This window comes from Paenibacillus tianmuensis (assembly GCF_900100345.1).
GTDB classification, from domain to species: Bacteria; Bacillota; Bacilli; order Paenibacillales; family NBRC-103111; genus Paenibacillus_G; species Paenibacillus_G tianmuensis.
This window is the reverse complement of record NZ_FMTT01000011.1, coordinates 70,313-89,494: the sequence shown is the minus strand read 5'-3', so window position 1 is coordinate 89,494 and position 19,182 is coordinate 70,313. Positions and strand designations below refer to the sequence as shown.

The following is a 19,182-nucleotide window of genomic DNA, read 5'->3' as shown; positions in this document are numbered from 1 at the left end:
CAGACGGTGTGCTGTAAGAGGGCCGTTGTTTTATTGTTACATGTTGATGAAATGTGAGGTGACGATCTATGTCCATACTTGCCGAACGATTGCGGCACTTGAGAGAAAATAAAGGCTGGTCTCAAACCTATGTAGCCGAACGATTAGGTATCAAACGCAGCAGCACTTACGCCAATTGGGAGTACGGGATACGCGATCCGGATACCGAAACATTGGTTAAGCTTGCACAAGTCTTTGAAGTGACCACAGATTATTTAACAGGAGCATCGGACCATGTCCAGTTTCCGCCATTAGACGAGTTGGATCTGAAGTTATTTCAAGCGATTCGCAGCTTGAGCGATGAAGATAAGGAATACGTGCTAGGATTCATACAACGGATTAAGTGATTGAAAGTTCCGCGGCATTAGAGATTGCTGAAAGTGCTATTGAATATGTAAATCTCTTTGACCTTATGGATAGAAGAGAGTAAGTCGAAATGTTAAGTCGCAGCATATTAACAAATCTGCAAATGATTCATCATATCTCACACAAACACCAGACCTCGATTTGACTTTAATCAACAATACGTTTATACTTTGTATATACTTTTTTAGTTGGGGGCGGTTCCATGTTTCAGGTTCAAAAATGGGGAAACAGCTTGGGCATTCGCATCCCGAAGTCCCTTGCCTTGAAGGTGGGACTTGAGGAAGGCTCCGAGGTCGATCTAGACGTGGAAGATGGTCACCTTGTAATTAAGCCGAAGTCGTCCACTCTGGATGAACTTCTTGCCCAGGTTACGCCGGAAAATCTCCATAAAGAGGCTTCTACTGGCGAGCCACAAGGACGGGAGTCATGGTAACCAATACGTATGTGCCGGATCGCGGCGACTTGGTGTGGTTGCAATTCAACCCACAAGCAGGTCATGAACAAGCTGGGAAGCGTCCTGCTTTGGTCATTTCACCTGCCGCGTATAACGGGAAGGTCGGACTTTCTCTGCTCTGTCCGGTAACGTCCAAGATCAAGGGCTATCCATTCGAGGTCATCATTCCGCAGGATTTGCCTATCGAGGGGGTAATTCTCTCCGATCAGGTGAAAAGTCTCGACTGGCAGTCCCGACTGGCAACTTTCATCTGTAAAGTTCCAGATGAGACACTGGCTGAAGTTGTTTCAAAAATGGAGCTGTTGATTCGATAACAGCTTTTTGCCTTCCAATGGGTTACGAATATGTTGCTACTTCTTAAAACCCTTTTCCCCCGATCGGCCGGACCTTTACGCCGCCGACTTCCGCAATCAAATGCCGACAGCGCCCGATGAGCTCGCGCACTTTTTCGTTCTTCAGCGATGCGGCATGCGCCTCCTGGCTCTCCCACAGCACTGCAATGCCGTACCGTACGGCGGTCATCCGCTTGCCTGAGCGCCCCGTTAAGCCCGCATCGCCTTCGACAGCGCGGCCAGTTTGTTCATCGTATTCCAGTTGCGCGTGGTTACCATATCGCCTAGCTTGTTCAAATGTTTTGCCAGCTTGGAATCCAGTATGCTTTGACGGAACAAAAAGTAAATCTCGCGTCCGTGGATGTGGTATTCATCGTTATCGCGTTCGCTGGCGGACAACAGGTCGATCACCTTCTGCGGCGGCGCTTCGGTCAATAAGGAAACGTGGATGCTCTCGCCTTCCGCCAAGGGAATATCCGCATAAGGGCAATCCGCAATAATTCGCTCCAGTTCCTCGGCCGTCCTCATGACAACGGTGATCGAAATGCCAAATACCGCTCTAATCTCCCCTTCGATCCGCAGGCGCAGCGTCTCCGGGATCTCTTCCGATTCGAACAGGACATTGCCGCTTTGAATATACGTTTGGACCCGATACAGGCCCATCGTTTCCAGCGTGCGCTTCAATTCAGCCATCTTAATCTTATTGTGTCCGCCCACGTTAATTCCCCGCAGCAGCGCGATATAAATGGTCATTCTGCCACCTTCTTCTTCGGAAGTATAGTTATAAGGTCGGGTCGTGCTTGGTCGTAAATTTGCTATTCTTTAGTATACCTTCGACGCCCCCTTTTGAGTATGTTTTCATGACGGACATAAGCAGGTACTTTGTTGTTTTTCGCGACAAGCCAAATTTTGGTATACTAATCTTCAGGAGTCATTTCGACGGAACAGCGAGAGGTGAAATGAATGATGAAAGACCCGGTTATTGTCTTACCTTACAACGACTCGTGGCCTGATGAATTCAAAATCATCGGTGAGCGCATAAGACAAGCCCTGGGAGACGCCGCCATACGAATCGACCATGTTGGGTCTACTTCCGTGAAGGGGATCGACGCGAAGCCCATTATCGACATTCAAATTTCGGTGAAGCAGCTTGCATCGCTGGAGACTTACAAGCCGCAGTTGGAAAGCATCGGCTTCATTCACCGGGAGGAGAACCCCGACAAAACCAAAGCCTATTTCAGAGAACGCCCGGGAACGAAAAGAACCCATATCCATGAGAGAACATGGCAGTTGGTCCGAGCAGCTGACTCTTCTATTTAGAGACTACTTGCGCTCCCATCCGGAAGCTTGTACGACCTATGTCAAGGAGAAGCATCGTCTCATGGAGCTGTACCGGAATGAGCGGGAGAGCTACGTAGACGGGAAAACCCCTGTGATTTGGAGCATTTTGCAGCAAGCCCATTCCTGGTCTCAAGAAACGGGATGGAGGCCCGTAAATAGCGATAGGTAAACCACGAAATGGAGGAGAAAACCATGAACTACCATTTGGAAAGAGTCGCCAGCGGATCGGACGAACACGGGTTCGTTCGGAATCAACTGCTAGCCTACAATCTCAAGAACGTTGACGCTTCCTTGGAAACGATCAACTTCATTGTAAAAAACGAGAGCCAAGAGATCATCGGCGGCCTATTTAGCCGTCGGTTCGGTGAAGGTATTTTTGTTGAAATGCTGTGGGTAGATGAAGGCTCGCGTAAATTGGGACTGGGATCGCGCTTGCTTGAAGAGATCGAGCAGGCCGGAAGGCAGCAGGACGTAAAGCTCATTTATTTGGACACCTTCAGCTTCCAGTCTCCGGATTTCTATAAAAAGCATGGTTTCGAGGTATTCGGGACTCTGGAGGATTTTCCGGTCCAAGGGTGCACGAAATACTTTTTGAAAAAGGCTCTTTAGCAGGTAACGGAAAATGGTAAAATTCGACCTCATATCGGACATTCACTTGGACTTTTGGGTGGAACATTCGGGGAATTTGGCGAAAATGAACCGGCAGTTAGACGCTTTTATTCAGCTGCTTTTGCCTGCCTCTCCCTCAAGCACCCTAGTCATCGCCGGCGATCTTGGACATTTCAATAAGCAGAATGCGATGATGCTTACGAGGCTCAAGGAACTCTACAAACATATAGTCATCGCAGCAGGTAACCACGATTATTATTTGGTGTCCAAATCCATCAAAAATAAATACAAAAGGAACTCGCTCCACCGATGGGCCGAAATGAAGCAGCTCCTTGACCCGCTGCCGGGCGTGCATATCTTGGATGGAAACTCGATCGAAATGGATGGGATTCGGTTCGGCGGCTGCGGCATGTGGTACGATTTTCAGTACGGTCTTCAAGTATTAAAGGCTGACGAGGACCAGATTTACGATCATTGGAAAACAATTTCGAACGATTCCGTGTTAATCGAAGGAAGACCGAGATTGGTGAAATGGATGCGAGACTTATCTCCTTTGGTGATTTCATGACAATTATAGCACATATGTTCGCATGCGTATACAAGAGATGCTGATTCATCTCCCCCTTATCGAAGAGGGAGTCTTCTCAGCCTTAACGATAAAGGAGCGATATCCTATGGCTTCCAAGGCCGCAGCATTCTCCAAATCGATCCAGTCTTACTTAACCTATACCAAGATGCCTTGGGGGCAGTTATTCTATGCGACAGCCTGGCATCAAATCGATCGTTTTCTTGAAGGAGCCGGACAGTCGATTCTGGATGTCGGCAAGAGGAGCTTGCTTTATCGGGACGGTATGACTGGATAAGCAGCAGGAAGATTGGCATCGCCGGGCCATGAAACTGGAGCTCGAATTAGGGCGTCTAAGTCCGTATCGAGATATTGCGGTGTTTACCCACCTCATCGCCCGAAAAAAACCATAGCTTCCACTACGAATAGCGATTTGTAAATCTATCGCGATTAAGCGGTAGCGTCGAAGAACAGTACCGCAACGTGGCCGTCAGTACCGTTAACGAAAGCTGTGACTGGCCTTGTTCTTCTTCATGTGAAACCATGGAAACACATCGCCGTAAACATATAAAAAATAGATTAGGAGTGATGAACCATGTGGAAACCTGTCGATACCCGCTTTTACGCCAAACGATTACCCGTTGCGATCGCTGCGATTGACGACGGCGGCGAGGCCAATTTTATTCGTACGGTCCTGGAACAATTCAATATGGTTACGCTGTTTCATGCGATCGGCACGCCGGAGGATTTTCTGCAAGTGATCGGGCAAGGAGAAGAGAACGCTCCACCTTACCTTATTATTAGCGCTCATGGGGACAAGGGCGGAATTATTTTCGGGGAATATATCGAAGAAATCGACGTTTCGAGCTTGCACGATGAGGTTATGCTTCCGGAGACGATAGGCCGATCGATCAACCTGCCGGGAACGGTTGTCATCAATACGTCCTGCTCCGGAGGCGTGGAAGCAGCAGGAAAAGCTTTTATGCAGGGAAATCTTAAAGCATATATCTCCGCCGATATAGATGTTTCGGGAGAAGCGGCGGCGCTGTTTATCATGCACTTTTTCCATCAGTTGATCAAGACGGAATCGTTGGAAGAAGCCTGGCAGCACGCGGCCGCTTACGATGAGGAAAGCCGCTCCTACCGGTTGTACGTACCGGACGGCTTCTATCAGTTGACGCCGGAGGGACAATGCAATAAGACGACATATTAAGTCTGGGGATACCCCCGGAGGTGAGTCCGATCGGAACGATCGTTTATTTCGTAAGACATGCGGAATCGCTTTATATTGCCGGTAAGGAACGATCGAGGGGATTGACGGATAAAGGAAAAGCCGATGCGATAAAAGTGAAGGACATGCTCCTTCATGAGCCTATCGATCTGTTGATTTCCAGCCCGTATGAAAGAGCCGTTCTGACCATTCGGGAATTGGCCGACCACCTGCGCAAGCCCATTGTTCCAGAAGAGGATTTAAGAGAACGACAGGTATCCAGGGAAGACTTCTTCCTTTCGAAAGACCGGTTCATCCAATCGAAAAAACAGCTATACGACGATCCAACCCTCGCTTTCCCGGGCGGGGAGTCCAGCCAACAGGCGCAAGAACGAGCCGTAAAAGTATTAGCCCAGTACCTGGAGCAATATTCGGGCAGATCGATCGTCGTAGGCACGCATGGAGATATTATGACGCTGATGTTAAACTATTTTAACCCGTCGTATCACTTTGATTTCTGGGAATCGACGACCATGCCGGATATTTACAAGCTGGAGTTTCAGGGCAAAGCTTTATCGAACGTGACGAGATTATGGAAGTAATCTGAATCGCTCTGGGGAGGAAACGAATGCTACGGTTATTTCGCTATAATTGGATGGTGCGGGACGAATGGTTTGAGACCTTCGGGGCAATAAGCGAAGAAGAACTGCTGCGCGAACGCACCGGCGGAGTCGGCTCCATCCTGAAGACGCTGTTTCATATCGTTGATGTGGAGTGCAGTTGGATTCGGGCCATCAAGGGCGAGCCGGACCCGGAGCCTGCTTTCAATGACAACGCCAGTTTGAACAAAATACGGCAGCTATCCGCGCAGTATCGGATCGAAGTCGAGGACTTTCTCGTCCATTGGACAAATGAATCCGATGGAGAACCTGTTATGCCTTCCGGGATGGACGAAACGTTCACCCAAGGCGAAATTTTAAGACATGTGATCGCCCACGAAATTCATCATGTCGGACAATTGTCCGTCTGGGCCAAGGAACTCGGCTTGCGGGCGGTTTCGGCGAACTTTATCCGGAGAGGCTTATAGATAGTCAACCGCAAGGACTTGATGCCGCAGCAACGCAAGCAACTCCAGATCGGAGCCGTTGGCGTAGGCGACGTCGGCGAACAGACGGCGGTGAATGATCTCTTGCGCCCCGATGCCAAGCAAAAACAGGCGGGCGACCGAAGAAGTGCTCTTCCAGCCGTTCGCCTGTACGAAATGCAGCTTTATTTTGCAGGAATTCCCTGCCCGGTATATCGTACGATTAAATCTCGGCCCTCCGGGAGCGGTCCTTTAGCGCGTCTCCGGCCGATGCTCCGGCTGCCCTGTCACGACCGTACCGTCCGCAAGGCGCAGCCAGCTCTCGAAGCCGCGCTCGCCTTCGCGCAGCCGGATGATACGCGCTCCGCGCGGGAAATCGTCCCGGCCGTACGTGTTGTAGCCCGTCGCCCGGCCATAGCACAGGCGGACGCCGTGAAGCGTGCCGCAGTAATCGTTGACGTGGTCGTGGCCAGCGAACGTGCCCATGACGTCGCCCATTTCGACGAGCGCCGAAAACAGTCCCGTGTTGATCTTCGGGCAGCACACGTTCTCGTACTTATGCCCATAGCATACTTCACGCTCCCATACCTCCGCATATTCCGGCAGCGGGATATGGAAGAACGCCAAGGCCGGCAGCGGCGTGCCGCCGTTGTCCGACGTATAGGCTGCGGACTGCCGGACGTACCAATCGATCTGATCGCGGCAAATCCAGCCGTAGCCCTGAACGTGCGGCAGCGTGGACATGCAGCCGGAGTCGAAGCCGTACAGCAAGGCGGCCGGACGACCGGACGCATCCCGGACTTCGAGCACATAGTTGCCTTCTCCGGCGATGTCCGACGGACCGCCCGACGCTAACGCGTATTCGTAACCCGACACTTTATCCATCAGCTGCTGCCGGGTGATTTTCATCTCGGTATCGTGATTGCCGAAGACGACCGCCCACGGGATGCGCCGCTTCTCGACGACGGAAACCGCCCGGTCGAACCGGCCAAGAGGATCGTCACATTCCTTGTCCTCAATGACATCCCCGGTGAAGTAGACCAGATCGGGCCGCTCCGCTTCGAGTATGTGCTCCATCAGCTCCAAGGTACGCCGGTCTGCGTCGCCTCCGGCTTTCATATGCACGTCGGTAAACTGCACAATCGTAAACGTCCGGTCTTCCCGAAAAGTTAAAGCTTGCACTTGAATCGCTCCTCTTCGCTAGTGTTTATCGCGTTACCCTTCGCCGGAAGCGGCTGCCTGCCTTATACGCGGCGGCGTCGGACCCGCTCCGTGCGTCGACGGCGAACCTCAGGCCGTCTTCCCCGCCGCTTCTGTTTTATCCCCGTGCTCGAGCGGCTTCCAACCCGGCGTCTCTACCTTCACCATACCCGGAAGCACGATCAGCTCCTGTACGACATGCTCGTATTGCCCGTCCGTCATCTTGAGCGCCATGCGTACGCTTAAGGCGTTGCGGAAGCCTTCCTCCGTTTCCTTCGCCCGGCTCTCCAGATGCAGCACGGTGACGGAAGCGCCCGCGGCCTTGATCCGGTTCAGCATCGTACCGAGATTCCCGTCTCCGTCCCAGAGCTCGACCTCTACCTCGCGCTTGCGCTTCGTCTTCGCCAGAGCCGCCTTCTCCACCTTGTTCAAGAGGAACAGGCTGACGATGACCGCAGCCGTAGAGACGACGGCTCCGTAGTAAAAACCGGCGCCGACCGCAAGGCCGATAGCCGCCACGACCCATAACGAAGCCGCAGTCGTCAGACCCGACACGGTCGACCCCGTGCGCAGAATCGTTCCGGCGCCGAGGAAGCCGATACCGCTGATCACCTGGGCGGCGAGACGGGTCGGGTCCAGCCTCACGTTCGTTTCGCCCGCAAAATCGGAAAAACCGTAGCTCGACAGCAGCACAATCAGAGCCGAGCCCATGCAGACGAGAATATGCGTGCGAAAACCGGCCGAATGCCCGCCAATTTCCCGCTCCAAGCCGATCAGACCGCCCAGCACCAGCGCCGTAATAATACGAAGCGTCAGCTCCGCATAGCCGATATGCCACACATCCGGGGTCAACGACAGTTCCATGGGGACCTCCCCTTACTGCTCGAGCGGAACGGCGATCCGTTTCTTCTCGTGCACGTAGATGATTTCTTTGTACCCGGTCCGGGCCAGCAAATCCATCGCCTCGTCCAGCTGTGTCCCGATGTCATCGGGAAAATGGGAATCCGAGCTTAACGTAATCGGGACGCCATGTTTATGCAAAATGTCCAGAAAAGCCGGACTCGGGCAAGCTTCCTTGACCGGGTACCGGTAAGCAAGCCCGGTATTGATCTCGGTCGCCACATCGGCCTGCTTGAGCGCACGAGCCACGTCTTCGTACATCGGCAGCAGCAGCTTCTCCTCCGGCCGGTAATTGAACACCTTCAGATTGTCCAGATGAGCAATAATGTCGAACAAGCCGCTGGAAGCCGCCATTTTCACGTAGTCGAACAATTGCCGGTACAGCGCAAGCAAGTCTTTTTCCTTGAACAGCTCCTGCGTTTCCGGGTTGTCGAAGCCCCAGCCTTCCAGAAAATGAACCGACCCGATCACGTAATCCAGTTCGTACCGCGACAGCAGCTCCCCGAGCTCCGCCTCGCCGCCCGGGAAAAAGTCCGCCTCGACCCCGAGCGATACGGGCACGCCTGCTGCCTTCGCCCGGCGCACCACCTGAAGATACGGCTCGATAGAGCTTACGCAGACACGGTCCAGCCAGTACTGCTGCAGCCGGCCAAGCGGCGTATCGTCCACAATCATGTGCCGTTCGTAATATGGCCGGAACTCGGTAAACCGGTACAGATGATCCACCATCCCGAACCGCTCGATCCCGCGCTGCCTCCCCTGCTCGAAATAGAACGCGAGCCATTCGTCGCTGAAGCAGCCCGCCGCAAGCCGCTGCTGAAGCAACTCTCCCAACTTGTTCATCCATTCAAGCGAATGCGGCCGGTCGCCCAGCCGCCCGCTCTCCCAATGCACGTTCTCCAGCGCCCGCGCCGTCCGCTGCAGCCAGCCGGTCGAGTACGGGCCCTCTTCCAGGTGAAAATGAAAATCCAACTTCATCCCGCTTCCTCCTCAGTCCCTCGATTTAAAAAACTCCGACGAAAAAGTGTTCCTCCGCTTTTGACGATTGGTAGTCACTTGTTGTTTATTGTTGCTTATATCACTTTGTTTTTGTGGTTTCTTGTTGATTATTGTAGTCCTTTCTTCATCATCCGTCAATCTCAAAATAAATGGTGGCATTGATTGTTTTGGAAAAACCTTTCAAATCCTTTATACTGAATAAAAGAAGTTTTTCTGCCGAAGCCGAAACTTACACCCAAAGGAGCGATCCCCTTGCTAATCGATATCAAATCCAGATTGGACGAACCCGAAATCGCGGAGCTTCTCGAATATTCCATTTTTCCGGACCCGGCTCGGCTGGAGCAATCCTTAAGCGACTATAAGCGCAGCGAAGAGCTTGAATTGTACGGCTACGAAAAGGACGGAAAGCTGCTCGGCCTCGTTGGCTTCCGGATCGGTCCCGGGCGCGTGATGGAGCTGCGGCACATTGCTGTCCAGCCGGACTACCGGGGAGAAGGCTATGGCCGGGGCCAAATTTTGGAGTTGATCCATCTCAAGGGCCCTGCCGAAATCGTAGCGGAAACGGATGAGGACGCGGTCGATTTTTACCGGAACATCGGGTTCGAGATCGTCAGCTTGGGCGAAAAATATCCGGGTGTGGAGCGGTTTCGCTGCACCTATGCGGTTGAGCCGGAGGAGGAACAGGAAGCATGAGCCTTTCTTTGGAAATCGTTGAAATCCGGGCATACGAGCCGGAATCGTTGGAGCAACTGGCCGAGCTGCTGATCGACACTGTGGAGAGTGGCGCTTCGGTCGGCTTTTTGCCGCCGTTAAGCAAGGAAGAAGCCGTTAATTATTGGAAAAGCGCGCTGGAGCCGGGAGTCGTCTTGTGGGCGGCCAAGCTCGATCAGACGATTGTCGGTGCCGTGCAGCTCCAGCTCGCGCAAAAAAAGAATGCCGCCCACCGGGCGGAAGTCGCCAAGCTTATGGTCCATACCCACAGCCGCAGAAACGGAATCGCCCGCGCCCTGATGCTGGCCGCCGAAGAGCGGGCCTGTACCGAAAACCGAACGCTGCTTGTGCTTGATACGCGCGCAGGCGATCCGTCCAACCTGCTGTATCGGTCGCTCGGGTATGTGGAGGCGGGACGCATTCCCCGCTACGCACGCTCCGCGGACGGCAGCCTGAACGATACCGTATTTTATTACAAGGAGGTCGAGGTGTAGCGCCATGAATCAGCTCCTGCTCCTTCTCGCATGGCTGCTGGTCATCCAGCCGGTTACGACGACGCCAGAGGCCATCACGCAACCCACGCAAACCAACCAGGCGGCGCCGAATCATTTCACGGCCAAGGTTTCTTTATTAACCCATGCGCTCGAAAAGCAGATGGCCCTGGAGCCAAGTCTGGACTCCAAGATGCAATTTATTTCTCTGGATTGGCAGATGACGGACTGGAAGCTGTCCGAAGACGAGCAAAACGAACTTATCTCACATTTTCATACGAAATACGGCGTGGAGATCCTGTTCGACTCCTATCATCAATTAAAGGAGAAAAACAAGTTGGACCCGAAAACGAACCGCCTCTACGGTATCCTGCTCAATATTGAGAAACTGGAAATTCATTCGCCGGACAGCGTGACGGTCACCGGCGGAAAATACCGCTCTCCGTTAGGCGCCGCAGGAATGACCGCCACCTGGAAGAAAACGAAGGATGGCTGGGAAATCGTTAAAATTACCGGTAGTTGGATCAGCTAGGAGGCGCGGGATGAACAAAACAACGATATATTTGGTCCGGCACGGCCAGACGGAATGGAACGTGGAGCACCGCTTTCAAGGTCATCAGGATTCTCCGCTGACGGAGCTTGGCGTAAAGCAGGCTCGTTGGCTGGGCGACGCGCTGCTGGAGCAGCCGCTCGATTGGATCTACAGCAGCTCCAGCCCCCGGGCCGTCAAGACCGCCGAGCTGATCCGCGGCAGCCGGCCGAGTGCCATAACGGAATGCGACGAGCTGAAGGAAATCAATCTGGGCGAATGGGAAGGACAGACCACTGCGGAAATTGCGGAGCGCTGCCCGGAGGCTTACGAGCACTTCTGGCGTCAGCCGGACCGCTTCCGCGCCGCTCAAGCGGAGACGTTCGTGGAGGTGGAGCGGCGCGCCCTCGGCAAGCTCCGACACATTCTGCGCGACCATGCCGGGCAGGCCGTGCTGGTCGTCACCCATACCGTCGTGGTCAAATTGCTGATGGCTGCTTTCGAGCAAAGGCCGATCGAGCAATTATGGGAGCTCCCGTACATTCATCCGGCCTGCCTGTGTAAGATCGAATTTACTGAGGACGGCAAGCCGGACATCAAGCTGCACGGCGACATCAGCCATTATCAGGAAGCGCTTCAGCCTGTAGAAGGATAAATGACGCATGATCCGGGAGGTCTGAGAATGAGCATCGTACAAGTTACCTCTGATAATATCGCTCGGGAACACATCTGCTGCGCCATGTCGGACAAGAAAGTCCAGCGCGGCGTCAGCCTGAAGAAAGAATGGCTGGCTTGCCGTTTTCAAGAAGGGCTTGTCTTTAAAAAGCTGGACGCCAAAGGAAAAGTGTTCATCGAATACTTGCCTGCCGAGAACGCTTGGGTGCCAATCGATGCGCCGAACTACATGTTCATCAACTGCTTTTGGGTGTCCGGAAGCTACAAGGGACAAGGATATGGAGCGCAGCTTTTGCAAGAATGCATTCGGGACTCGGAGGGCAAAGCGGGCATCGTTGCGGTATCGAGCCATAAGAAGCGGCCTTATCTCTCGGAGAAGTCCTACTACGTGAAACACGGATTCGAGGTGTGCGATACCGCTCCTCCCTATTTCGAGCTGCTCGTCAAGCGGTTCGATCCGAACGCCCCGCTTCAGAGAAAATGCCAGACAGCAGGCCGTTGCCGACGATAACGGTCTGGTCGTGCTGTATACGGATCAATGCCCTTTTACCGATCATTATACCGGTGAAGAGCTCGATGCCATTGAGCGGGCGTACGGAATTCCCGTAAAACGCGTGAAGCTCACGACTAAGGAACAGGCGCAAAACGCCCCGACCGCCTTCACGAAGTACAGCGCGTTTTATAACGGACGGTTTGTCACATACGAGATTTTGACCAAAGCCAAATTCGATAAGCTGTGGAGCACACTCGGGAAGCCGCAGGGGTAGAACGAGTACAGCTTTATCCGGGGCCGTGTGACAAGTCCGGCGCCTGCGGGAGAGCCCGCTCCAAGGCCGGATTTGCCGGCGTCGGGAAATACCGTTCGAGCTGAAGGAGAGATTAAGGGTGAAAATTGTATTTTGCAGCGATCCTCTGGATCCGAAAACGGCGGATGCCGACTACGAGCTTGAGTACCGCACGGCCGCAGGACTGGGGCTCCCCGTCGAGCTGATCTCGCTCGACGACTTGTTGGACGGGAAGACGGCACGCGCGGTCCAACGGGTCCGGGAAGCGAACACGGCAGAGCCTGCGATTTACCGCGGATGGATGATGAAGCCTGTGGACTACGAGCAGCTTTATTCGGCCTTGCAGCAAAAAAACGTCCATCTGGTCAATACGCCGGAACAGTACGTGCTCTGTCACCATTTTCCTCATAGCTACAGCTTTATTAAAGAGCATACTCCCGAGAGCCGTTGGTTGGATATCGCCGCGGTCCACTCGGACATCAACCGCGTCCATGAAATGCTGGCTTCGTTCGGGAGCCGACCGCTTCTTTTGAAGGATTACGTCAAATCGCGGAAGCACGAGTGGGAAGAAGCCTGCTATATTCCCGATGCGTCCGATCGGCAGCAGGTGGAGAAGGTGCTGCGGACCTTCATCGAGCGGCAGGACAACGGGCTGAACGGCGGAATCGTGTTCCGCGAGTACGTCGAACTCGAAAAGCTGGGGACGCATGGCAAAAGCGGCATGCCCCTATCGAAGGAATACCGTCTTTTCTTTTACCGGCACCGGCTGATCGCGGCGCAAAATTATTGGGAGGAAGCAGCCTACGACGGGGAACGTCCGGATCTGAGTGTGTTTGTTGCGATCGCGCGGCGGATTCACAGCAGCTTCTTCACCATGGACATTGCAAAGACGACCACGGGCGAATGGCTGATCATCGAGGTCGGCGACGGGCAAGTATCCGGCCTTCAGGATATGACGGATGTGGAGGCTTTTTACCGGTCGTTTCTGGACTGAGAGGTCAGATAAACGGCAGGGCGAAGTTTAAGACGAATAAAGCGGCGATGGTCACGAACACCGGGGAAATTTCCCGCCGTTTGCCCGCCGCGAGCTTCAGGATCGGAAATGCAACGAAGCCGAGCCCCATGCCGTCCACGATGCTGGAGGTGAGCGGAATCCCGGCCACGATGAGGAAAGCCGGCAGCCATTCTGACAAATCGTCGAACGGAATATCCTTCACGCCTTGGAGCATTAGTCCGCCGATCAGAATCAGCACCGGCGCGATGGCCGAATCGGGAATCAGCCGCATGACCGGACCGAGCGGCACCGCGCAGGCGAAAAGCACCCCGGCCGTTACAGCCGTTAAGCCGGTCCGGCCGCCGGAAGAGATGCCTGCGGCGCTCTCTACCGCCGTGACCGTCGGGCTTGTGCCCAGAACGCCGGAAGCGGCTACGGATATGGCTCCCGCCTGAAGGCTGCGGGTCGCCTTCTCCGGCTGTCCGATGAGCCGCAACTGCGCGTCGATGAGCCCGATGCTCTCAAATAGCACGACAAGCGCGAACGAGAATACTGCGGTCCAGAATACGATGGACGGCAGCCCGGAGAACGACATCGCCCCGAATACGGAGCCGTAAGCCGCCAGCGATAATCCCGTCCCCGCGCTCTCCCAGGCGAGCTGACCCGTTATGGCCGCCAAGCCGGTACCGGCCGCGATCCCGATCAGCAGGTTTCCCGGGACGCCGCGGACATACAAAGCCAAGGTCACGGCCAGCGTGGCAAGTGTCAGCAGCGTGTGCGCACTGCCGAAATCACCGAGCGCAACGATCGACGAACTGCCGGGGACGACGATGCCCCCCTTTTGCAGTCCGATGAAAGCCAAAAATAAGCCGACGCCCGCGCCGATCGCATGCTTGAGCGAGTCGGGAATCGTGGCGGCAAGCTGCTTGATCAGAGGCGTAAAGGCAAGCGCCGAGACGATCAAGCCGGATACGAAGACGGCCGCCAGCGCCTCCGGCCAAGGCAGCCGCATCCCCTGTACGACGGTGTACGAGAACAGCGCGTTTATGCCCATTCCAGGCACGATGATCAGCGGACTGTTCGCCCAGAGACCGACGAGCAGCGACCCGAAACATGCCGCAAGCGCCGTCGCGATCACCCCGGCCTCGTACGGAATACCTGCATCCGCGAGGATCGATGCGTTGACGGCGACAATATAAACAACCGTAACAAACGAAACGACGCCCGCGGTTATTTCCGTGCGGACGGTCGTACCGTACTGCTGTAGAAGAAATCGTTTGGTTATCATGCGGCATCCCTCCCGAGCGACGACCCGCGCGCTCTATCATTAGTTCCATACATAAAATGCCAAAGGGTGATTACTGCAATGAAACGGACGGTACTATCAAGCAACCGTTGCAGAAGGCCCTTTCTCGCAAACGGAAATGGAACGCTTGATTGCAAACGGCATCATTGACGATTTCACGAACGTAAGGGCAACGACCGGCGGACCGTGGATGCCTGCCAAAGATACGGACACTTTTCATGCGGCTTTTGACGCCTTGCCCCGCCAAGGACGCAGGGAGTATAAGCTCAGCCACTACGTCACTCTCTTCATGCGATCTGCTTTATTGTTAACCTGTTCGTAGTTATCTTATTACTAATTAAGACGACGTTGGTCCAGTTTTATTAAATCGACTACTTTTATTTTGCGGGAGGTCACATCATTGAATTATACTTCGTTTTATGTCGATCTGGCTCAGCAATATGCGCAGCAACAGCTTATCTCGCAGCAGGTTGGCGCTTTGGCAGGCGGCTCTGTGGGGCGCGGCGAAGCGGACCGGTTCAGTGACTTGGACTTAAATGTCTATACGTCGAACCAAGAACAGCCGCATTACAGCGCAAATGTGCTTTTTCAGGAGCATGTCATTCAGCTTCATGTCCACCCGCTGCCGCAGATGGAGCGAATTATTGATTCCCCTTGGGATTTCCGCTTTCTGGAGGAGGCCCGCATCGTTTCGGACCCTTCAGGACTGCTGCAAGCTTTGATCGACGATGCTTCGGCGTATTTTCAATCTCCGCAAGGCAGAGAACGGATGCTGTCGCAAGCCAAAGCCGCGATCGCCGAGCATCAAGCTTGGCTTCAGGAAAGTCTAGACGCCCAAGAACGAATGACGGCCAGTTTCGCCGCCGATGCCGTTTGGGGAGAAGCGGCTCAAGCCTACGCTTATTTTGTCCATGGCGCGATGTCGACCGGAGGATTGCTGCCGATCATGAGACAGCTGGACCTGTACCCGGCCTACCGGGAGATTCGATTCGGTGCAGGCAGCATCGATCCCGACAAACTGCTCACGTCGCTTCAGGCTTACCGCGCTTACTTGCGCGAGCGGAACGACGATGCGGATGCCTTCGGGCTGCAATCCGTTCAAGACGAGCTCACGGCTCGCAAGGCGGCACGGTACAAGGAAGCAGGCGACCCGGATAATCTCGCTTGGCAGCTTTATGCCGAGGCCTTCTGGTGCTATCTTGCCCTGGATGATGGCCTATCGTTCGAACAGCATGCCCGGGGACTGCCGGAAGCGATGCAGGCGCACCTTGTCACACTAGGCTTCCGAACGTATTCGGAGGAGCAGATACACACCTTAATGAAACAAGCAGAGCACTTGATCAGCCTTTCCGAAGAAGGCCGGGTGAGGTAACGATACCATGAGGAGAAAAAAGAGGGGAAAACGCAATCTATGGGCGGCCACCGCATTCATTTTGTATACGTCCTGCATGCTGTACATGATGTTTGTCGGATTCGGGCGGACGGTTCATGCGGACGAGTTTCGTTACAACCTGCATCCTTTTCGCACGATCGGCCATTATTTTATTCATTTTGACTCCATCGCTTTATCCGTTGTACTTATCAATCTGGGTGGCAACATCGGAATGTTTATCCCTTTCGGAATTTTGCTGCCGCTCTTGTTCCGGAGATGCCGGACGTTTCTAGGTTTTTCGCTCGGCTTCATCATTCCGCTGATCGTCGTCGAGCTTCTTCAGACGGTATTGCACGTCGGTTCCGGCGATATCGACGACGTCATTCTTAACTACGCGGGCGCCTCTCTCGGGTACATGGTGTACAGGGTTGCGTTCGGCAGGAAGCGTCACAGAGGATCGTCCGGTATTTCTATGGTATGAGAATATATTGTCCATATGTCTGAACGTTTTCCGTCTGAAAGGCGTAGATAAACAAGAACTATGGGAGGTCATCGCCATGAACGAACCGACATTGTAAAAAGCGATGGATACACTGGAGTTTCTGAGCCAGAACGAAGAAGCCCGGCGATTGTATGAAATGCGGCAAAAAGCGCTGCACGACGAAGCGTCCATGATCGATGGAGCCAAAGAAGAAGGAAAGCAGGAAAGAAAACGGGAAAAAGAAATTGAAGTAGCCAAAAACTTGCTGGAAATGGGCATGGACGTGGTCAAGATCGCTAAAGCGACGGGATTGCCCGAAGGCGAAGTAAGAAAATTGAAAGAGCAGCTTCACTAATTGCCCTTTGCTAAAATTTCATCTGCCGTCAGGAAAATACGTTCAAAAGAACGTGTTTTTTCTTAAACATCCGCTGCCTTGCAAGCCTGCTTAATCTTCACCCTCCGCTTCTTCTTCCCTCTCGGCCGAAACGGATAGCACATCACATCGTACTCCTGCCTTAGGCTTCGCCTGAGGCTTTTTCCGTTTTGGGGCAAGCAAATCAAATTCTTCATAATTTCTTAACGTAATCATTCATTCCACTTTACACAGCTCCCCTATAATCAAGTTGTCCAATTCAAGTGGAGGTGCTTATTTGAAATGAAGAAAAAGGCTTTTAAAGTCTTAACCAGCATCGTGGTCACCGGCAGCCTGCTCGCAAGCGGCACGGGATTCGTCTCCGAGCCCGCACCGGCGGCTTATGCGGCGGAAACTGCGCAAGCTCCATCCGTGTACATCGCACCGATCGACCGAGCTAAATTTTTAGCCGGAAGCCTCTTCGACTTCCGTGTGGAATTAAATCACCTGACGGCGATGCCTTCCTCCGTCACCATTACGGTGAACGGCAATGATGCCGAGCCATTTTTCGGCAAGCCATTTGTAAAAACCAACACGGACAAAAGCCAGGAGTTCACCATCCGGGACGTCAAAATCAATGAGCCCGGCACCTATGAAGTCTCCGTCAAAGCCGACAACGACTTGGCAAAAACCGTGAAATACGAAGTCGTGCTCGCCGACCAAGGCGGCAAAAAAGCGAAAAACGTTATCCTGTTCGTCGGGGACGGCATGGCTTTCCCGGATATTACGATGTCCCGCATCATGTCCAGAGGCATCACCGAGGGCAAATACAACAGTTTGCTCGAAATGGATAATTTCGATCAGCGCGCGGTCGTGACGACCTCCGGGATGGATGCGCTGGTAACGGACTCCGCCAACAGCGCCAGCGCGTACAATACCGGCCACAAATCCGCCGTGAACGGCCTGGGCATCTACCCGGACAATACGGAAAGCTCGCTCGACGATCCGAAGGTCGAGACGCTTGCGGAAATGCTCAAGCGGACCCGCGGTATGTCGGTCGGCGTCGTCACGACATCGGAAATCGAAGATGCCACCCCGGCGGCCGTCGTCTCCCATACGCGTCGACGTTCGGACAAGCCGGAAATCGCCGAAATGCTGTACAAGCTGCAGCCGGAAGTGATTCTGGGCGGCGGATCGGCTTATTTCCTTCCGAAATCGACGCCGGGCTCCAAACGGAAGGACGAGAAAAACCTGTTCGACATCTTCCAGCAACAAGGCTACGCGATCGCGGAGAACGCCACCCAGCTGAAAGCGGCGAATACGCCGGACAAGCTGCTCGGCCTGTTCCATACGGCGGACATGAGCGTATACTACGACCGCTCGACGAACAACAAAGCGGAGCTGAAATCGTTCACGGACCAGCCGAACCTGTGGGATATGACGCAAAAAGCGCTCGATACGCTCAGCAAAAACGACAAAGGCTTCTTCCTGATGGTCGAAGGTGCAAGCATCGACAAGCAGCTTCACCCGTTGGATTGGGAGCGCGCGGCTTACGATACGATCGAGATGGACAAAGCGATCGGCGTAGCCAAACGGTTCGCCGAACAGAACGGCGAGACGATGATCATCGTTACGGCGGATCATTCGCACTCCGTCAGCGTCGCAGGAACGTATTGGGAAGGCGATGGCAAGTCGGGACGCGAAGCGCTGCGCACGTACGAGGATTCCAAATTCCCGACGTATGTCGACAGTAACGGCGACGGGTTCCCGGACACGCCGGACGTTGACCGCAAGCTGGCTGTCGTGTTCGGCTCGCATCCCGACTACTATGAGGATTACAAATTCGATGCGGTGCCGACTTCCCCGACGGTAAAAAACAAAGACGGCCAATATGTGGCCAATCCGGCCAAGCTGGCGAAGCCGGACGATCCGAACCGCGACCGTTTCCTGCGGCCGGGTACCATTAGTCCGGCGGATAGCCAAGGCGTGCATACGGCTGACGACGTGCCGCTCATGGTATACGGCCCGGGGTCGCAATATTTCAAAGGCACGATGGATAACACCGATGTGTTCTTCGGCATGGCTAACGCGCTTGGCCTGAACGCATCCGATGCGAAATCGGATGGCAAAAACTGGGTTCCGCTGGCCAACTTCGTCAATCTGATGGGCGGTACGGTGAAATACAATGCGTCGGCAAGAGAAATTACGATACGAATCAACGACGGCACGATTGTTTTGAATCTGAATAGCGGCAAAACGACGAAGAACGGCAAAGATGTCGCGTTGGAGCATAAATTCGAGAACGGCACGACGTTTGTGTCCGGCAGCTCCATCTTGGAAGTGCTCTCGAAATAAACAAGGCGCGCGAGATCAACACACATGGAAAT

Annotated in this window: 27 protein-coding genes and 2 pseudogenes; 22 read left to right on the top strand and 7 right to left on the bottom strand. The window is 54.0% G+C overall.

The features are described from left to right. The first annotated feature begins 68 nt into the window (after positions 1-68). From BLO51_RS09780 to mazF, 3 genes are all read left to right on the top strand, one after another. Positions 69-386: a helix-turn-helix domain-containing protein gene (locus BLO51_RS09780; RefSeq protein ID WP_090670412.1), complete on the top strand. Its 318-nt coding sequence runs from the start codon at positions 69-71 to the stop codon at positions 384-386. Positions 387-607: 221 nt separating this feature from the next. Continuing rightward, positions 608-838 carry an AbrB/MazE/SpoVT family DNA-binding domain-containing protein gene (locus tag BLO51_RS09775; protein ID WP_090670409.1) on the top strand — a complete coding sequence of 77 codons (231 nt, stop codon included), beginning with the start codon at positions 608-610 and terminating at the stop codon, positions 836-838. After that, positions 832-1,173 carry an endoribonuclease MazF gene (gene mazF, locus BLO51_RS09770; RefSeq protein WP_090670404.1) on the top strand — a complete coding sequence of 114 codons (342 nt, stop codon included), beginning with the start codon at positions 832-834 and terminating at the stop codon, positions 1,171-1,173. The genes BLO51_RS09775 and mazF overlap by 7 nt, the downstream gene beginning before the upstream one ends. Before the next feature lie 43 nt (positions 1,174-1,216). Here mazF and BLO51_RS09765 read toward each other — a convergent pair whose 3' ends face one another. After that, positions 1,217-1,381 (bottom strand): hypothetical protein, encoded by a 165-nt coding sequence (locus BLO51_RS09765; RefSeq protein ID WP_174551222.1) that lies wholly within the window; start codon positions 1,379-1,381, stop codon positions 1,217-1,219. 20 nt (positions 1,382-1,401) lie between these two features. Then, entirely contained in the window at positions 1,402-1,944 is a 543-nt protein-coding gene (locus BLO51_RS09760; protein WP_090670401.1) for a DUF1697 domain-containing protein, read from the bottom strand. Between the two features lie 210 nt (positions 1,945-2,154). On the opposite strand from BLO51_RS09760, the pseudogene BLO51_RS09755 reads away from it, so the two are divergent. The 7 genes and pseudogenes from BLO51_RS09755 to BLO51_RS09725 all read left to right on the top strand — a co-directional run bounded on the left by BLO51_RS09755 (position 2,155) and on the right by BLO51_RS09725 (position 6,003). Continuing rightward, positions 2,155-2,701: pseudogene (locus BLO51_RS09755) on the top strand (GrpB family protein). A 23-nt stretch (positions 2,702-2,724) separates the two neighbouring features. Next, positions 2,725-3,141 carry a GNAT family N-acetyltransferase gene (locus tag BLO51_RS09750; RefSeq protein ID WP_167670154.1) on the top strand — a complete coding sequence of 139 codons (417 nt, stop codon included), beginning with the start codon at positions 2,725-2,727 and terminating at the stop codon, positions 3,139-3,141. A 13-nt stretch (positions 3,142-3,154) separates the two neighbouring features. Beyond that, positions 3,155-3,709, top strand: a complete 555-nt coding sequence (locus tag BLO51_RS09745) for a metallophosphoesterase family protein (protein ID WP_090670395.1) — start codon at positions 3,155-3,157, stop codon at positions 3,707-3,709. Between the two features lie 106 nt (positions 3,710-3,815). Continuing rightward, a complete protein-coding gene (locus BLO51_RS09740) occupies positions 3,816-4,004 on the top strand; it encodes a hypothetical protein (protein WP_090670392.1) in 189 nt (62 codons plus the stop codon). A 297-nt stretch (positions 4,005-4,301) separates the two neighbouring features. After that, positions 4,302-4,919: a hypothetical protein gene (locus BLO51_RS09735; RefSeq protein WP_090670389.1), complete on the top strand. Its 618-nt coding sequence runs from the start codon at positions 4,302-4,304 to the stop codon at positions 4,917-4,919. Between the two features lie 20 nt (positions 4,920-4,939). Further along, positions 4,940-5,518: a histidine phosphatase family protein gene (locus tag BLO51_RS09730; RefSeq protein ID WP_245719599.1), complete on the top strand. Its 579-nt coding sequence runs from the start codon at positions 4,940-4,942 to the stop codon at positions 5,516-5,518. A 26-nt stretch (positions 5,519-5,544) separates the two neighbouring features. Further along, positions 5,545-6,003: a DinB family protein gene (locus BLO51_RS09725; protein ID WP_090670383.1), complete on the top strand. Its 459-nt coding sequence runs from the start codon at positions 5,545-5,547 to the stop codon at positions 6,001-6,003. Here BLO51_RS09725 and BLO51_RS29740 read toward each other — a convergent pair. From BLO51_RS29740 to BLO51_RS09710, 4 genes are all read right to left on the bottom strand, one after another. Continuing rightward, the gene (locus BLO51_RS29740) at positions 5,998-6,126 is read right to left on the bottom strand and encodes a DUF4127 family protein (protein WP_217266714.1); all 129 of its coding nucleotides are present in this window, start codon (positions 6,124-6,126) and stop codon (positions 5,998-6,000) included. The genes BLO51_RS09725 and BLO51_RS29740 overlap by 6 nt on opposite strands. A gap of 126 nt (positions 6,127-6,252) precedes the next feature. After that, positions 6,253-7,182: a metallophosphoesterase family protein gene (locus BLO51_RS09720; protein WP_090670379.1), complete on the bottom strand. Its 930-nt coding sequence runs from the start codon at positions 7,180-7,182 to the stop codon at positions 6,253-6,255. Positions 7,183-7,290: 108 nt separating this feature from the next. Next, positions 7,291-8,064 carry an MgtC/SapB family protein gene (locus BLO51_RS09715; RefSeq protein ID WP_090670376.1) on the bottom strand — a complete coding sequence of 258 codons (774 nt, stop codon included), beginning with the start codon at positions 8,062-8,064 and terminating at the stop codon, positions 7,291-7,293. Between the two features lie 12 nt (positions 8,065-8,076). Continuing rightward, positions 8,077-9,078 carry a PHP domain-containing protein gene (locus tag BLO51_RS09710; RefSeq protein ID WP_090670373.1) on the bottom strand — a complete coding sequence of 334 codons (1,002 nt, stop codon included), beginning with the start codon at positions 9,076-9,078 and terminating at the stop codon, positions 8,077-8,079. Positions 9,079-9,351: 273 nt separating this feature from the next. Here BLO51_RS09710 and BLO51_RS09705 point away from each other — a divergent pair, with 273 nt between their 5' ends. From BLO51_RS09705 to BLO51_RS09680, 7 genes are all read left to right on the top strand, one after another. After that, positions 9,352-9,792, top strand: coding sequence for a GNAT family N-acetyltransferase (locus BLO51_RS09705; RefSeq protein ID WP_090670370.1), 441 nt, complete (start codon positions 9,352-9,354; stop codon positions 9,790-9,792). Then, a complete protein-coding gene (locus tag BLO51_RS09700; RefSeq protein WP_090670367.1) occupies positions 9,789-10,304 on the top strand; it encodes a GNAT family N-acetyltransferase in 516 nt (171 codons plus the stop codon). Before BLO51_RS09705 ends, BLO51_RS09700 begins: the two co-directional genes overlap by 4 nt. A gap of 4 nt (positions 10,305-10,308) precedes the next feature. Beyond that, positions 10,309-10,833: a hypothetical protein gene (locus tag BLO51_RS09695; RefSeq protein WP_090670364.1), complete on the top strand. Its 525-nt coding sequence runs from the start codon at positions 10,309-10,311 to the stop codon at positions 10,831-10,833. A gap of 10 nt (positions 10,834-10,843) precedes the next feature. Continuing rightward, entirely contained in the window at positions 10,844-11,485 is a 642-nt protein-coding gene (locus BLO51_RS09690; RefSeq protein WP_090670361.1) for a histidine phosphatase family protein, read from the top strand. 27 nt (positions 11,486-11,512) lie between these two features. Then, positions 11,513-12,016, top strand: a complete 504-nt coding sequence (locus tag BLO51_RS30225; protein WP_245719598.1) for a GNAT family N-acetyltransferase — start codon at positions 11,513-11,515, stop codon at positions 12,014-12,016. A 10-nt stretch (positions 12,017-12,026) separates the two neighbouring features. Beyond that, entirely contained in the window at positions 12,027-12,272 is a 246-nt protein-coding gene (locus BLO51_RS30220) for a YoaP domain-containing protein (RefSeq protein WP_245719597.1), read from the top strand. A 118-nt stretch (positions 12,273-12,390) separates the two neighbouring features. After that, positions 12,391-13,284 (top strand): ATP-grasp domain-containing protein, encoded by an 894-nt coding sequence (locus tag BLO51_RS09680; protein ID WP_090670358.1) that lies wholly within the window; start codon positions 12,391-12,393, stop codon positions 13,282-13,284. 4 nt (positions 13,285-13,288) lie between these two features. On the opposite strand, the gene BLO51_RS09675 is transcribed toward BLO51_RS09680, so the two are convergent. Further along, the gene (locus tag BLO51_RS09675) at positions 13,289-14,572 is read right to left on the bottom strand and encodes an NCS2 family permease (protein ID WP_090670355.1); all 1,284 of its coding nucleotides are present in this window, start codon (positions 14,570-14,572) and stop codon (positions 13,289-13,291) included. A gap of 136 nt (positions 14,573-14,708) precedes the next feature. On the opposite strand from BLO51_RS09675, the gene BLO51_RS29170 reads away from it, so the two are divergent. The 5 genes and pseudogenes from BLO51_RS29170 (at position 14,709) to BLO51_RS09655 (ending at position 19,150) form a co-directional block, all read left to right on the top strand. Beyond that, positions 14,709-14,912, top strand: coding sequence for a hypothetical protein (locus BLO51_RS29170; protein ID WP_217266713.1), 204 nt, complete (start codon positions 14,709-14,711; stop codon positions 14,910-14,912). Positions 14,913-14,990: 78 nt separating this feature from the next. Next, complete coding sequence (locus BLO51_RS09670) at positions 14,991-15,962, top strand: hypothetical protein (RefSeq protein WP_090670353.1); 972 nt, start codon at positions 14,991-14,993, stop codon at positions 15,960-15,962. A gap of 7 nt (positions 15,963-15,969) precedes the next feature. Beyond that, on the top strand, positions 15,970-16,443 hold the full coding sequence (locus tag BLO51_RS09665; protein ID WP_090670350.1) for a VanZ family protein: 474 nt from the start codon (positions 15,970-15,972) through the stop codon (positions 16,441-16,443). Between the two features lie 34 nt (positions 16,444-16,477). Continuing rightward, positions 16,478-16,798 (top strand): annotated as a pseudogene (locus BLO51_RS09660) (Rpn family recombination-promoting nuclease/putative transposase); the annotation flags it as partial. Between the two features lie 300 nt (positions 16,799-17,098). Next, complete coding sequence (locus tag BLO51_RS09655; protein WP_090670347.1) at positions 17,099-19,150, top strand: alkaline phosphatase; 2,052 nt, start codon at positions 17,099-17,101, stop codon at positions 19,148-19,150. Positions 19,151-19,182: the final 32 nt, after the last annotated feature.